Source organism: Gellertiella sp. DMC107 (assembly GCF_056313605.1).
Genome location: NZ_JBQUZZ010000006.1, coordinates 336521 through 350897, shown reverse-complemented (window position 1 = coordinate 350897; position 14377 = coordinate 336521). Strand labels below are relative to the sequence as shown.

The following is a 14377-nucleotide window of genomic DNA, read 5'->3' as shown; positions in this document are numbered from 1 at the left end:
GCGGAAATCACCGGTGCCCAGCCCTTTTCCCGCTTTCCCGGCATCGATCGGGTGATCCTCCAGCTCGAAGGCCCGCCTCATCCTGCTGAAGGCGACGCCGTTGGCCGGCGGCCTCGGCTGAGGGCGAGCTGAGCCTCCAGGCCGAGAAGCAGCGTTTCGATAAGGAAATCATAGCTCTCCCCCAAGGGAGCATCCATGCCGCTTTTCCAGCGCATCACGAAGGCGCGGTTATACATCTGCGGCATCAGTGCCGTGACCAGCGGAAAGCGGGCGGGATCGAGCGCCCGCAGCTCCGCATCGAAGGTCGCCACCCATTCAGACCCTTCTTCCGCGCCATCGGCGGCAAGCTCGATGGTGATGTAGCCTTCCAGAGCGCCGACGACGGCATTAAAGGCATTGATCAGCTGCACGCTGTCGAAACCCGCCTCCGAAAGCGCCTTCAGCGTCACTTCCACCCAGGGCGCATTCGGCGCACCGTTTGACCGGATATGCGGGCCGAGAAGCGGTGCGGCCCGCGGATGGGCACGCACGCTCTGCCTGAAACGCTTGAAAAGAAGGCGGATCGTGTCCCGCCAGTCACCCGTATGGTCCGCCGGGTTCATCAGGCCCGCCATCAGCGTGCCGGAAATCTCAGCGAAGAGATCCGCCTTGGCACCGCCGATATGCCAGTAGAGCGCAGCGGGATAGACGTTCAGGCGCCGGGCAAGCGCGCGGACCGAAAAACCCGCAAGACCTTCGTCATCGATCAGGCCGATGGCGGCCTCGACGATCCGCTCACGGGTCAGGCCGATGGCACCGGCCCGACCCACGGGGCGCTTTTGCGGAGGAGGTTCGGCACTCAAGGCCTCGCCTCGTGCCGTTCAGAGGCGGTCAAGGCGCCGCTCGAGTTCTCGTACAAAGCGTTCATTTTCGTCGTCCGTACCTATGCTCACGCGCAGGAAGTGGGTGTACCCGGCCTCCTTCCATGGTTTGACGACTATGCCCTGACGAAGCAAGTCCTTCGCAACCGGCTCGGCCTCGGTCTCCAGATCGATGAACAGAAAATTCGTTTGTGACGGTATGACGCGGACACCCATCTCCTGCAACCGGCAAGTGAGGAATACGCGGCTCTGGCGCAGCCGCTGCACCGTCTCCCGCATCCAGGCCTGATCCGCGAGCGCCGCGACGGCTGCTGCCTGTGCCGCCGCATTGACGTTGAAGGGTGTCAGGGTGGAGCGCATGGCCCGGGCGATCGCGGCATCCGAGGTGATGCCATAGCCCACTCTCAGGCCTGCAAGGCCATACGCTTTCGAAAAGGTGCGCAGCACCACCCAGGAAAGGCCGGCATGACGGGCGAGCACCCGAAGCCCGTCGGGATAGCCCGCATCAATCATTTCGACATAGGCCTCGTCGAACACGAAGAGTGTTTCCGGACGCACGGCCGCGATCAGCGTTTCCAGTTCAGAGTCGATCAGTGCCTTGCCGACAGGATTGGAGGGTGAGGATATAAAGACCAATTTCGGCCCCTTCGCCAGCTCGCTGACCAGGCCGTCCACATCGTAGTCCATGCTGTCGGTCATGGGCACCTTGATCACCTTCGCTCCAGCCGCCATTGGCTCGATCTCATGCAGGCCGAAGCAGGGGGCGATCGTCAAAGCGGTATCGCCCTTCTGCAGATAGGCGCGGCTGAGGGCGGCAATCAGTTCCTCCGATCCGTTGCCGCAGACGACCCGGTCTTCCGGGAAGCCAAGCCGCTCGGCAAGCGCCGCGCGCAGCATGCCCGATGCCGAATCGCTATAGCGGGAGGGTCGCAGAGACGAAAGAGCCTCTACCACGCCGGGAGACGTGCCGTAGGGATTCTCGTTGCTGGCAAGCGCTGCAATGTCTTCCCGGCCGCTGATCTTGCGGGCAAGGCTTGCGGTCACGCCCGCATTATAGGCGGGAAGCGCTGCGACCTCGGCGCGCGGACGGGGTGAATTATTCCGTTCAGATTCCATGGCTTAGCTCTCTTTCTTCTTGTCGGTTCAGTTCGATCCGCCATGCATTCCGCGGGCGCTGTCCGCCGGCTGTTTCCGAAAAGAGCGGATATCGCCGGCTCGGGGGCAAATCGCGCTTTGTCGAAATGCATGATTGACACAGGAAAAAGTATATACATTATTTAATTGTCCACCGAACAATAAAATTGCCTGCAGAGCATCTGTCGGGGATTTCAGGAGGAGGCCGGCTTCGCTGATCAGGGCACGCGGAGCGATGGATTTGTCTGCCCTGCCAAGAGGAGAGCCACATGTCTTTTTCATCTTTTCTGAAGGTCGCCGCTGTCTGCGTGGCGACTGCGACGCTCGGCCTGTCCGTCGCGGAGGCCGACCAGCTGTCGGACATCAAGGCGAAGGGCACGATCCATTTCGCGACGGAAATGCTCTACCCGCCCTTCGACATGCTCGTGAACGGCGAGTACCAGGGGTTCGGCCGTGACCTCGGCGATGCGGTTGCCGCCGAGCTCGGGGTCAAGGCGGAATATCAGGACCTGCCCTGGACCTCGGTTCTGCCGGGCCTGGAGGTGGGCAAGTTCGACATGACCAATGCGCCCGTGACCATCACCGGGGAACGCATGGAGCGCTATACCTTTACCCTGCCGATCTCGGATGCAACCGTCGCTCTGGTGAAGCGTGCCGGCGACGACAGCATCGCCAAGCCGGAAGACATTGCCGGCAAAACCGTTGCCGCCCAAAAGGGCTCCGCAGAGCTCGACGAATTGAAGGCCTATGCTGCGACGCTCAGCAATGTCACGGTGAAGGACTATGCCACGACCGAGGAGGCCTATGCGGATCTTGCCGCCGGCCGCGTGGACGCCGTAGCGAACGGCGCGCCGCTCGGTGCCTATGCCGCGGCCCAGCGGAGCGATGTCTTTGCCGTCGTCCATCCGCCCTTCGGCAAGAAGGCCTATTTTGCCTGGGCCGCCCGCAAGGGTGACGACAGCAAGGCTCTGGTCGCCGCCATCAACGGGATCCTCGTGAAGATGCAGCAGGAAGGCCAGCTCGCGCAGATCCAGAAAAAATGGTTCGGCGAAGCCGTCGCGCTGCCGACCGAAATGCCGGACGTCGAATAATTCCAAGAACTTCGGGCGACGGGTGGCCGCAGCGGTTGCCCGTCCATCCAGAGGACGCAACGTGTTTTCCTATTCAGTCATTCATGACAACCTGCCCCTGCTCGTCTGGGCTGCGCGGCTGACCCTTGCAGTATCCGTCGAGGGGGTGGCGATCGGCCTGATCCTGGGCGCGGCGCTGTGCGCGGCGCGGCTGTCGACAGTCGCACCGGTGCGGTTCGCAAGCGCCATCTATACGAGCTTCTTCCGCGGTGTGCCGCTGCTCGTGCAACTGCTGCTTTTCTATTACCTTCTGCCGGTGGTGGGGCTGAACGTGCCCCCCATGGTGGCCGCGGTCGGCACGGTGGGGCTGTGTTCGGCCGCCTATGTGGCGGAATATCTGCGCGGCGCGATCAATGCCATCCCGCCGGGACAGAAGGAAGCCGCGGTCACGCTCGGTTTCGCGCCCATGCGCATCTGGACGCGCATTCTGCTGCCCCAGGCCTTCCGCATATCGCTGCCGTCGCTGGTCAACGAGCTGATCCTTCTGGTTAAGGCATCCTCGTTGGTTTCGCTGGTGGGAATCACGGAGCTGACGCGCACCAGTCAGGCGCTGTCCTCCGCGACCTTCCGCCCCCTGGAGATCTTCACCATGGCGGCCGCGATCTATCTGGCGATCAATCTCTGTCTGGCCCTGATCGGCCGTTATCTCGAAAAGAAGGGGGCCGTCTGATGGAGTTCGGACTGTTCGTCCAATATGGTCCGGCGCTGCTGTCGGGCTTTGCCATGACGGTCCTGTGCTGGCTCGTCGGTGCGCTCGGCGGCATCGGGCTCGGCTTTGTGATCGCGCTCTTGCAGCGCTATGGAAATCGCCCGCTCAGGGCCGTCCTGCAGGCCTATATCGAGGTGATCCGCGGAACACCCTTTCTGGTACAGCTGTTCCTTCTCTACTATGGCGGCCCCCATATCGGGATTCGCCTCGGCGGCCTTGAAGCCGGCCTCACCGGACTCGTTATCTACGGCAGCCCCTATTTCGCGGAAATCTTCCGGGCCGGATTCCAGTCCGTTCCCGCTGGCCAGATCGAGGCGGCCCGTGCCCTGGGCTTCGGCGAATTCACCATCGTCAGACGGATCATGGTGCCGGTGTTGCTCGTATCGGCCCTGCCGGCGCTAACGAACTTCTCCATCATCCTCACCAAGGAAACCGTCATCCTGTCGGTCGTGACAGTACCGGAGCTGCTCTATCAAGTGCAGACCATGTCGGCCGAAACCTTTGCCTTTGTCGAGGCAACTGCCGCCCTTGCCCTGTTCTTCTGGATCTTCGTCGAGGTGATTTCGCGCCTCGGACGGCTGCTTGAGAACCGCGTCACCCTCCATCTGATGAAGTAAGGCTGAAGACCATGTCCATTTTCTCCGCAGAGCTGACGAATGTGTCCAAGATATACGGATCGTTCCAGGCGCTTGACCACGTCTCACTACAAGTTCCGCCGGGCAAGGTCACCTGCCTGATCGGCCCGTCAGGCTCCGGGAAATCGACGCTTCTGCGCTGCATCAACTTTCTGGAACAGTATGATGCCGGAGAGGTACGGATCGACGGGGAACTGATTGGCTATGAGAGGCCCGGCGGCCCGCGCATGTCCGCCGCCCGCTTGCGCCAGATGCGACGAAAGATCGGCATGGTGTTCCAGCAGTTTAATCTTTGGCCGCATATGACGGCGCTTGAAAATGTCGCGGAAGCCCTGCAGCAGGTTCGCGGATTGCCGAAGGCGGAATCCCATGAGCTTGCCCGCGCGGCACTCGCCAAGGTGGGCCTGTCGGACAAGACGGGAAACCATCCCGGCCGCCTTTCCGGCGGGCAGCAGCAGCGCGTGGCGATTGCGCGCGCCATCGCCATGCAACCGCGGCTGATGTTGTTCGACGAGCCCACGTCGGCGCTCGACCCCGAGTTGGTGGGCGAGGTGCTGCAGGTGATGAAGACGCTCGCGGCCGAGGGCATGACCATGGTGGTCGTGACTCATGAAATGGGTTTCGCATCCCACGTGGCCGATCAGGTGGCTTTCATGGTGGCAGGCCGCATGGTGGCCGCAGGCAGCCCTTCGGAAATTTTCCGCGCGCCTGAGGATCCACGCCTACGGCAGTTCCTGCACAGCTATCACGAACGCAATGACATCTGAGGCGAGTGGCCGGGTTACGCCGGTGACAGGGTGGAAATTCAATGCTAGATGCCTCAATCGAACCGGTATGGCACAGCGGGTACGAACTTGATATGACGACGGAAAAGCCCGCGACTTTGCATGAACGCATCCTCAACGAGGTGCGGGACAGCATCGTGGGCGGTGCATGGCCGCCAGGATACCGGATTCCATTCGAGACCGAGATGGCGGCGTCCTTTGGCGTGTCCCGCATGACCGTCAACAAGGTGTTGACCCAGTTGAGCCGCGAAGGCTATCTGGAGCGCCGCCGTAAGGGCGGAACGGTCGTTGCCCGTCCCCGTGGGCAGTCCGCCGTGATGATGATTGCCGACATCGGCGAGGAGGTCCGCTCAAGCGGGGCCTCCTATGCCTTTGAGCTGGTCCGGAAGGCGGCCCGCCAGCCGGACGGCGAAACCCAGACACTAATGCGCGGTCTTCGCATCGGCCACCCTATCCTCGAGCTGGAATATGTCCATATCGCGGATGGCATTCCTTTTTGCCACGAGCGCCGGCTCATCAATCTGGACGCTGTTCCGGAGGCCCTGCAGGCGGACTTTTCCGTGGAGCAGGCCGGGGCATGGCTGTTGCGGCAGATCCCGTGGAGCGGAGCCGAGCATGTTATCCGTGCCGTCGCGCCCCCTCAAACTGTGGCAAGACGGCTCGGAATTCCTGCCCACACGCCCTGTCTGCAGATCGAGCGGCGGACCGAATTTGAGGGCAAGCCGGTTACCTTCGCCTGCCTGACGTATCCTGGCAGTGCCCATCAGCTCGTTGCCCGCTTTTCTCCCCAGATCAGCGCCTGACTTCGACTTCCTAGCACATCATCGGTGACGTCCCAATTCCGGGGCCTCACCCTGCTCATCCGCAAATAGATATTGTTCGATGTACAATATCTATTTGTACAACCCAAACCGGACCTCCAAGGAGACGATCATGACCTCCGCAACCACTCTTCCTTTCGCGAAAACACGGACCGTCGGAAATACGGTCTATCTTTCTGGTGAGCTAGCTTTCAACGATAGCGGCACCATTGAAGGCGGAATAGAAGAACAGACAACGCTGACGCTGAAACGCATCGAGGCGACACTGGCCGCCCTCGGCCTCAGCCGTCAGGATATCGTATCCTGCGCCTGTTACCTGGTCCGAGAGGACGATTTTTCCGGCTTCAACAGCGCCTATCGCGCCTTTTTCGCCGAGGTGCCGCTCCCGGTGCGCACCACCGTCCTGACGGGTCTGGTTCTCGACGCGCTCGTGGAAATCACCGTCATTGCCCAGTCGGAGGTCCGGTAGGCCATGTCCGACATCGTTGTTCTCGGTGCGGGAATAGTCGGCGTCTCGACCGCCCTTGCCCTTCAGGAGCGGGGGCACTCCGTTCTTCTGCTCGACCGCGGTCCGCCGGGGCGGGAGGCCAGTTACGGAAATGCCGGCATCATCCAGCTGGAGGTCATGGAGCCCTACGCCTTTCCGCGTTCGCTTGCCGAAATCGCCCGCATTGCACTCGGTAGAAGCAATGCCGTGCGCTACCGGCTGGACGCTTTTCCGGAGGCAGCCTTTCCGCTTTGGCTATACTTCCGCGATTCTGCTCCGCGCCGTCATGCGCGATCATCTTCGGTCTATCGCAGGCTGATAGGTCAATGCGGCGCGGATCACGACCGTCTGATCGAGGCTACCGGCAGCGAAAGCCTCATCCGGCGGGCCGGCTACATACAGATGCATCGCGACGAGAGGCGCTTCGCCGGAGATGCAGCCCTCGCGGAACGCTTCCGCCGTGACTTCGGCGTGAAGGCCGAGGTGCTGGACGGTGAAGAGCTCCGCAGGATTGAGCCTCATCTCAAGATGACTTTCGCGGGAGCGATTCACTGGACGCAAAGCCTAAGCTGCACCGACCCAGGCGCTCTGGTGACTGCCTATGCCGGTCTTTTCCGCACACGGGGAGGGACGATCAACCAAGGCGAGGCGGCAAGTCTGACGAGAAACGGGAAGGGATGGTCCGTGCATCTCGCCGAGGGGACGCCGTTTACGGCGGAGCATGTTGTGATCGCGCTGGGAGCTTGGTCGCCCCAGATCCTGCGACCTTTTGGGTTTTCGGTGCCCATGATTCGTAAACGGGGGTATCACCAGCACTTCTCAATCGAGCGGCCGCCGAACCGCCCATTGTATGATGTCTCGGCGGGCGCACTCTATTGTCCGATGAGGCAGGGCTTACGAGTGACGACGGGAGCGGAGATTTCCCGCTTTGCATCACAACCGCAGCCGCTTCAACTGCAAAAAGCGTTGGGCTTTGCCCGCCAAGTGCTGGATCTCGGTTCGGCGACCGAGAAGGAACCGTGGTCTGGATGGCGTCCTTGCCTCCCCGATATGCTTCCTGCAGTAGGCGCCATTCCCGGGGTCAGCGGACTCTGGTGCAACTTCGGACACGGCCATCAGGGGTTTACCCTCGGCCCAACGACCGGACGGCTACTGGCCGAGCAGATCAGCGGCGACGTTACTGGGGGCAACTTTCCGGAACTAGAGCCTGAACGGGCCTCTAGCAAATTTTCTTGGCTAACGGGCTGTTGACCATCACCAGAAAAATTGCCGCCCCCGTACGGAAAGTATAGGCGGTAGCCCTGGCATCTACGCTATCTACTGGGCTATCGCGCTTTAAAGAAGATAGTCGGAAAGCGTCGCTCGCGAGGGGATCACAGCAAGATCAACCGATGGGCCTTTATCCTCGCGCAGATCAACGAGAAAAGGCTGCGCCTATTCCGAAATCAGGAAGCGAGAGAAATCTTCTGTCAGTCTGATCTGCGTATACCTCAATGCCGGACCTTAAGTTGATTTCCAGGCGTAAGTGAGCCGGTTACCGGCAGCCTCCATGACAAGTGATTGAGCATGGCGCTGCGTTCCTCGCTGGCTCAGTCCCGCGCCGCCAATGGCGCCAGCAGGCCAACGAGCCATACTCAACACCGTAATACAATCTGAAAATCGTCGTTAACGCTGTGCTGTGTAATCAGACCTTATCATTTTTTGCCTTCCTCGACCTCCCCCAGTATGCGGGCCAAAGCACGCTCCAGCAGCGCGACCCGCTGGGGGCGAAAACTGCGCGTGGTCACTTCCAGCTCAACTATCCTGTCCAATCGAAAAACGCGCGTATCCGCTCGCAACAGGCACCATCCGATCAAACAGATGTTCTGACCAAAATGCGCGATCGATAAGGGGCGCACCTGTCGCTCCGTAACCGCACCCTGGGCGTCCATATAGCGAAATCGGACTTCATGTTCTTCCCATGCTGCCTTTCGTAATTCGGCAACGTCGACGCTTACGATAGGCCCAGGGGAGAACTGCTTTGCTGACATAACGGCATGGCGGAGGCGTCGCGACTGCTCTTCCGGCAAGCGCGACTTCAGCTTTGCAAACGCTGATTGCGCAGCCGCAGACAGCACATGATCGCCGACGTCTTCAACTTTGCGAAGCCCCAGAACCAGAGCTTCCAGCTCATTCTCGTTGAATGCAAGCGGGGGAACGGAAGCATCATCTGCCAAAGTGAAACCGTAGCCGGCAGCACCATCGATACCAGCGCCCAGCTCCCGGAGCGTGGCTATATCCCGATGCACAGTACGAATTGAGATACCCAAAAGCAAAGCCAGCCTTTCGGCCGTGACGGGCGGGCGCTCCAGACGCATTGTTTGCAACAGCTGGTGCAGGCGAAAAATCCTACTCATAGGCGCCTCATGACAGATTCCGACATGAGGCCATACTAACCTCTTTGAAATCTCTGCTTGTCAAGGGTTCGCTGGAGTATTCGAAATGTACACTTTGATATCCTTCTGCCGTGGTTTTAACGAACCGAGCGTCAGCCCGTTTTGTGTTAAGGCAATGATATTACTTCAGATGTCTGGGCGCCCCTGGCGCAGGGAAGACATTTCCAGCGCTGCGTCAATGCCATATGGCAAGGTTCCCGTGCTTCGCGTCGATGATAGCCTTATTCCTGAAAGCGACCGAATAGAAGAATGGTTGGCGCGGAAGGAGGCCGATTACTACTCATGCCAGTCGTCAGCGCAACGGGCGCTTGGTGTGGCGGTAACCCGAATGGTAGAAGAAAGCCTCCGCCTGGCACTGGTTCATGATCGCTGGATGAATAAAGCCTGTTGGCCCCATGTCTGGCCCGTGCTGTTTAAGCAAGTTCCAAGATGGTTACGAAAACCCATTGCCCATAAAGTGCGGAGATCAGTCAGGGACGGACTGATGAAAAGTGGATATGGCCGTTTGTTGGAACGGGACCGCCTGTTCAAGGCAAATGCAGATTTGGACGCGCTAGGCGGTATCCTTGGCGACAACCGCTTCTTTATGGGCGCAACCCCTACAACGGTTGACGCGGCAGTCTTACCGGTGCTGAGTGCAATCGATCATTTGCCAATCGATACCGATATAGGACGGCTGCTGCGTTCGAAGCCATGGGTTTCAGGATATCTCATGCGAGCGCGAAAAGAGCTCTACGAGAACATGGACAACTGAAATAGGGGACCATAACGAATGTCCGACGCCGAACAACTCTTCCACCAAATTTGCTCCATGCTTGGCCCAGCGGCACCATCCCAATTGTTCGGGAAAAAATGCTATAAATCGAACGGGAAGGCCTTCGTCTGCTTATTCCAAGATTGTATGGTATTTAAACTGACGGGAGCAGATCATGTAAAAGCAATGACGTTGCCTGGCGCAAAGCTGTTTGACCCCTCAGGCAAGGGGAAACCAATGAAAGAGTGGGTTCAACTTCCCTTCATATCCGCTGAGGTGTGGTCATCGTTTGCTAGGTCCGCACTGAACTATGCTGAAATGAATTGACGTCGTGCTTTGACTGGCATCGTGAGTTAACGCCCTTGGGTCAGGACCCATTAATTTGAATTGACGTCTACGAATCAGACGGGCGGATAGGGGCCTGACTGATGAGAAATTTGTTCTGGCTGACTAACGAGCAAATGGCTCGTCTCCAGCCCTATTTCCTCAAGAGCCATAGCCGCCAGCGTGTCGATGATCGGCGTGTGCTAAGTGGCATCATTTTCGCCAATCGCAATTGGCTCCGTTTGTGCGATGCGCCGAAGGAATATGGTCCGGAGAAAACGCTGTATAACCGCCGGAAACGCTGGAGCGACAAGGGCATCTTTATCCAGATAATGGACGGACTGGCTGTACCTGAAGCTGCAGAACACCAGACCTGTTGATTTCACTGAGAAGTGACCCGGCGTTTCCACCGAGATTTGACCCGCCTTTATGTATGGCTCGGGTGTGTGTTGCCGGTCCAGGTTCTGGCTTTTTCCTTTCGCTGTTTGGGTTCCTGGGCTGAACTGTTCTTGAAGCGGAAGCGGTCGAACGGCGGTGGCACGCCACCATGCCTACGTGCCAACCCTTTTTTCCAGACAGGGGATGGAACCCAGAGTTGCCCTATGCATCAGAACCCATCCATAGGCTCAGTCTATCAATTTCATTCAAACTTCGTATTGGCCGCGGATGGCAGAAGCTGAAATGGTTTTGATGAGAAACGAGTGGGGAGCCGCTTCCGTGCGGCTCACGGAGGTCTCTGCCTGTCAATAGACATCCGTCGTCACGGTTCGGAGCCGGGGACCATTATTGTGCGCATAAAAACAAATGGGAGCTGGCGATGCATCTACAATCTAGACGTGATTTTCTCGAAATGCTTGGCTTGGGTACGCTGGTAGTTGGTGCGACTACCCTGGGTGGCCATGGTGCCGCTTATGCTGCTGAGCTGCCTGCTTGGGCAACCTTGCCCTCCAACGCTGCTCCTAAAACGGGTGGCAAGCTCGTTTACGGCCAGACCTATCCCAACTGGGCTGTCGGCACGTCCGACAACGGCAGGCACCCCTACTTCTGGATCGATCTGCTGACACGCTCGGTATGGAACTGTCTGCTATGGGTGGACCACGACTTCAATCTCCAGGGAGAACTGGCGGAAAGCTGGAATCCGGCCGACGATACGTTGAAAGTATGGGAATTTCGGCTTCGCGAAGGTGTGCAGTTTCACAACGGCATCGAAATGACGTCCAGCGATGTGGTTGCCTCGTTCAATGCGCATATAGAGCAGAAGGCAAGCAGTTTTCTGAACAAGTGGTTTGAAAAGATCGAGCCGAACGGCAGATACGGCGTACGTTTCACTTTGAACGCAGGCTATGCCGAGTTTCCCTTTATTCTGGCCGAGTACCGCTTGACTATTGTGCCTGCTGCAGCGCCGGGAGAAATACTGGCAGATGGCATCGGCACCGGCCCGTTCAAGCTCGTTCAGGTCGATAACCGCCGGGGCTTCAAGGCCATCCGAAACGAGAATTACTGGCTTTCCAGGCGCCCGTTTCTTGATGAACTGGAAGGCTATATTGTTACCTCGCAGACGGCCATCAACGGCTTTCGCTCCGGCCAGTTCGATGCGGTGTTCAACATCGATCCGACCACGGCAGGGCAGTTCGAAAGCGCCGGTGGTTCCGTCCACAAGTCTGCGGGCGGCGATCAGTTTCTGATCGGATTGCCAAAAAACCTCAACCTGCCGTGGAACGACGCCAAGGTGCGCGAGGCAATGAGCCTCAGCATCGACAGAAACGCCATCAATACCATCGTTTATAACGATCCCGGGTCCTGGGTCGGGAACGACACGCAGATGTCGGGCTTCAACAGGGAATTTGTCCCCCGCGAAAAGCCCTTCGATCCGGATCGGGCGCGTCAGCTCCTCCAGGAGGCCGGCCATCCGGACGGGATCAGTCTTCCCCTGATCGTGTTTTCTCCTTCTTTTCCGGAAATGCCGCGCGTGATGGCAATCGTCGTCGAATCCTGGAAAAAGGCCGGAATCAAGGCCGACATCCGCGAGATGCCGACTGACGGTTTCGACGCATATGTCAAGCAGGTCAACACGCCCATCGGCCGCCCCGCTGTCAGCCTTGTCGGCCCACGCAACCCCGCGATCAATCTTGGGCGTTTCATTTCCAATCCTACAGAGGGCTCCGGATGGAAAGGGCAGGCCAATGACGCCTTTGTGAAGCTCTATCAGCAGACAATTGCCGAGCCGGACGATGGAAAACGTTTTGCCAATTATCAGGAATTGCAGCGGATCGCCCATGCGGATACGCCCGCCATCGTCCTCGGCGGCCGTCGCAACATGCTCGCCCATCACCCCAGGGTCAAGAACCTTAGATCGCATCCCCAGAATTGGGGAACCCGGTTCGACGATTGCTGGGTAGAATCGTGATGGCGCACCGACATATGGAATGGCTATCTCTTCGAGACACGGTGATCTGAATGTCCAGCATCATCCGCATGATATGCAGACGTCTCGTCCTATCGTTCTTTATCCTGACCCTGACGTCCCTGATCGTCTTTCTCGGAACGGAAGTGCTTCCCGGTGATGCCCTTACCGCAACGATTCCTGCGGAGGAGCTGGCCTTCTACAGCGAAGAGCAATTGGTTCAGATGCGCGCTGACCTTGGACTAGACCGGTCGATGCCGGTCCGGTTCTTTGAGGTTTGGCATAACCTGTTCACCTTTGACTTCGGCAAGACACTCATCCAACGGGAGGCTGTCGTCGACCGGATCGTCCATCCGATGGTGAATTCCCTGATCCTGGCGGGTATGGCTCTGGTCGTCATGCTGGCTATTGTCATCGTCCTCGCTGTGCTCGCCAGCCTTAAACCGGGCGGCCCCCTCGACACGACGATCAGTAGTGGAACCCTGTTCACCTATTCGATGCCCGACTTTGTCGTTTCCAATCTTTTCGTCATTGTCTTTTCCGTCTGGCTCGATCTGGTTCCGGCTGTCATTCTCGCGCCGACGGATGCACCGAAAATGGCGATCCTTGGTGCCTCCGTGCTGCCCGTCGTGGCACTGTGTGTCCATGGAGCGGCCTATCAGTTCCGCCTTCTGCGTGCCGGCATGGTGGAGGCGCTCAACAGCGATTATGTCGAGCGCGCGAGGCTGGCTGGGATACCGGATTGGCGGATCGCCTTGCGTCATGCGCTGCCATCCGCTCTGATTCCGATGCTCAATGGAACGGCCACCTTCGTCGCAGGCCTGCTTGCAGGCTCGATTGTCGTCGAAGCGGTTTTCAAATTTCCCGGTGCCGGTGGCGAATTGCTCCGTGCGATAGCGCAACGCGAAATCCCCACAATTCAAGCGATCGCGTTTCTTGCGGCCTTGGCGGTGGTTGTCGCCAATCTCCTGGCCGATCTTGCGGTGCTTGTCCTCGATCCACGCGTTCGCACGAGGTTCCAGAATGATTGATGCAAAGACTGTCAAGACGGCCGCGCCCCTCTGGCGCATGAACCCGAAGCTTCGCCGTGCCCTCAGTGAACCGATGACCCTCATCGGCGTCGTGCTCGTGATATTTCATCTGGGTCTCGCACTTCTCGGACCCCTGCTGGCACCGTATGATTCAAGCGCGCTGGTCGGCGCACCGCTTGCGCATCCTTCCGCCGAGTTCCTTATGGGGACAGACCAGATCGGGCGCGATTATTTCAGCCGGATCATCGAGGGTGGACGGATCGCACTGCTCGTATCCTTCTGCGGGGTTGCCGCAGCGATCGTGTTCGGAACGCTGCTCGGCATGGTGGCCGGATATAATGGCGGCCGCATCGACGAGGTTATAATGCGTTTCATCGACGCCGTGATGGCCATTCCCGATATCATTCTGATTGCCATTCTGACATTGGCTCTCGGCAAGGATATCCTGATGTTGATACCCGTCATCGCGGTTGTCTACACCTGGGGTGTCGTGCGTGTGGTGCGTGCCAGAACGGTCAGCCTGTCCACCCTGGATTTTGTACGGGCAGCGGAACTGCGGGGGGAATCCCGGTTGGCCATCATGCTGCGGGAGATACTGCCCAATCTGACGGGGCTGATCGGCGTGGAACTGGCGGTCAGGATTTCTTCCGCGGTTCTTCGCATCAGCGCTCTTTCCTTCCTGGGTCTGGGAATCAGCCAGCCGACACCGGACTGGGGTCTAATGGTCCAGGAAGCGATGGGCGTGATTTACACGGATCCGTGGTTTCTGTTGCTGCCCGCCATCATGCTTTCAAGCCTGATCCTCGGGGTCAATTTCATGGTCGATGGCTTTGCCCGTGCCTTTGGCATAACCACGGCGGAGCTTTGA

General features: G+C 58.9%; 15 protein-coding genes and 1 pseudogene. 13 read left to right on the top strand and 3 right to left on the bottom strand.

What is annotated here, in order from left to right; translation table 11 throughout:
• Positions 1-77 precede the first annotated feature (77 nt).
• Both ACT54B_RS19640 and hisC read right to left on the bottom strand, forming a co-directional pair.
• A complete protein-coding gene (locus ACT54B_RS19640; RefSeq protein ID WP_476047403.1) occupies positions 78-842 on the bottom strand; it encodes a TetR/AcrR family transcriptional regulator in 765 nt (254 codons plus the stop codon).
• A gap of 18 nt (positions 843-860) precedes the next feature.
• Positions 861-1976: a histidinol-phosphate transaminase gene (gene hisC / locus ACT54B_RS19635; RefSeq protein ID WP_476047401.1), complete on the bottom strand. Its 1116-nt coding sequence runs from the start codon at positions 1974-1976 to the stop codon at positions 861-863.
• A 287-nt stretch (positions 1977-2263) separates the two neighbouring features.
• Here hisC and ACT54B_RS19630 point away from each other — a divergent pair, with 287 nt between their 5' ends.
• From ACT54B_RS19630 to ACT54B_RS19600, 7 genes are all read left to right on the top strand, one after another.
• The gene (locus tag ACT54B_RS19630; RefSeq protein ID WP_476047400.1) at positions 2264-3085 is read left to right on the top strand and encodes a transporter substrate-binding domain-containing protein; all 822 of its coding nucleotides are present in this window, start codon (positions 2264-2266) and stop codon (positions 3083-3085) included.
• A 61-nt stretch (positions 3086-3146) separates the two neighbouring features.
• Positions 3147-3794 carry an amino acid ABC transporter permease gene (locus ACT54B_RS19625; protein WP_476047399.1) on the top strand — a complete coding sequence of 216 codons (648 nt, stop codon included), beginning with the start codon at positions 3147-3149 and terminating at the stop codon, positions 3792-3794.
• The gene (locus ACT54B_RS19620) at positions 3794-4450 is read left to right on the top strand and encodes an amino acid ABC transporter permease (protein ID WP_476047398.1); all 657 of its coding nucleotides are present in this window, start codon (positions 3794-3796) and stop codon (positions 4448-4450) included. Before ACT54B_RS19625 ends, ACT54B_RS19620 begins: the two co-directional genes overlap by 1 nt.
• An 11-nt stretch (positions 4451-4461) precedes the next feature.
• Complete coding sequence (locus tag ACT54B_RS19615) at positions 4462-5235, top strand: amino acid ABC transporter ATP-binding protein (protein WP_476047397.1); 774 nt, start codon at positions 4462-4464, stop codon at positions 5233-5235.
• A gap of 92 nt (positions 5236-5327) precedes the next feature.
• Positions 5328-6056 (top strand): UTRA domain-containing protein, encoded by a 729-nt coding sequence (locus ACT54B_RS19610; protein ID WP_476047395.1) that lies wholly within the window; start codon positions 5328-5330, stop codon positions 6054-6056.
• A gap of 130 nt (positions 6057-6186) precedes the next feature.
• Complete coding sequence (locus ACT54B_RS19605; RefSeq protein WP_476047393.1) at positions 6187-6543, top strand: RidA family protein; 357 nt, start codon at positions 6187-6189, stop codon at positions 6541-6543.
• A gap of 3 nt (positions 6544-6546) precedes the next feature.
• The gene (locus ACT54B_RS19600) at positions 6547-7812 is read left to right on the top strand and encodes an NAD(P)/FAD-dependent oxidoreductase (protein WP_476047391.1); all 1266 of its coding nucleotides are present in this window, start codon (positions 6547-6549) and stop codon (positions 7810-7812) included.
• A 443-nt stretch (positions 7813-8255) separates the two neighbouring features.
• Here the strand turns inward: ACT54B_RS19600 and ACT54B_RS19595 are convergent, their stop codons facing one another.
• Positions 8256-8957 carry a helix-turn-helix transcriptional regulator gene (locus ACT54B_RS19595; protein ID WP_476047389.1) on the bottom strand — a complete coding sequence of 234 codons (702 nt, stop codon included), beginning with the start codon at positions 8955-8957 and terminating at the stop codon, positions 8256-8258.
• A gap of 85 nt (positions 8958-9042) precedes the next feature.
• Between ACT54B_RS19595 and ACT54B_RS19590 the strand changes: the two genes are divergently transcribed.
• The 6 genes and pseudogenes from ACT54B_RS19590 to ACT54B_RS19565 all read left to right on the top strand — a co-directional run bounded on the left by ACT54B_RS19590 (position 9043) and on the right by ACT54B_RS19565 (position 14377).
• Positions 9043-9750 (top strand): glutathione S-transferase family protein, encoded by a 708-nt coding sequence (locus tag ACT54B_RS19590; RefSeq protein WP_476047387.1) that lies wholly within the window; start codon positions 9043-9045, stop codon positions 9748-9750.
• 18 nt (positions 9751-9768) lie between these two features.
• Positions 9769-10077, top strand: coding sequence for a hypothetical protein (locus ACT54B_RS19585; RefSeq protein WP_476047386.1), 309 nt, complete (start codon positions 9769-9771; stop codon positions 10075-10077).
• A 101-nt stretch (positions 10078-10178) separates the two neighbouring features.
• Positions 10179-10448 (top strand): annotated as a pseudogene (locus tag ACT54B_RS19580) (transposase); the annotation flags it as partial.
• Positions 10449-10891: 443 nt separating this feature from the next.
• Positions 10892-12481, top strand: coding sequence for an ABC transporter substrate-binding protein (locus ACT54B_RS19575; RefSeq protein WP_476047384.1), 1590 nt, complete (start codon positions 10892-10894; stop codon positions 12479-12481).
• Between the two features lie 50 nt (positions 12482-12531).
• Positions 12532-13509: an ABC transporter permease gene (locus ACT54B_RS19570; protein ID WP_476047383.1), complete on the top strand. Its 978-nt coding sequence runs from the start codon at positions 12532-12534 to the stop codon at positions 13507-13509.
• Positions 13502-14377: an ABC transporter permease gene (locus ACT54B_RS19565; protein WP_476047382.1), complete on the top strand. Its 876-nt coding sequence runs from the start codon at positions 13502-13504 to the stop codon at positions 14375-14377. Before ACT54B_RS19570 ends, ACT54B_RS19565 begins: the two co-directional genes overlap by 8 nt.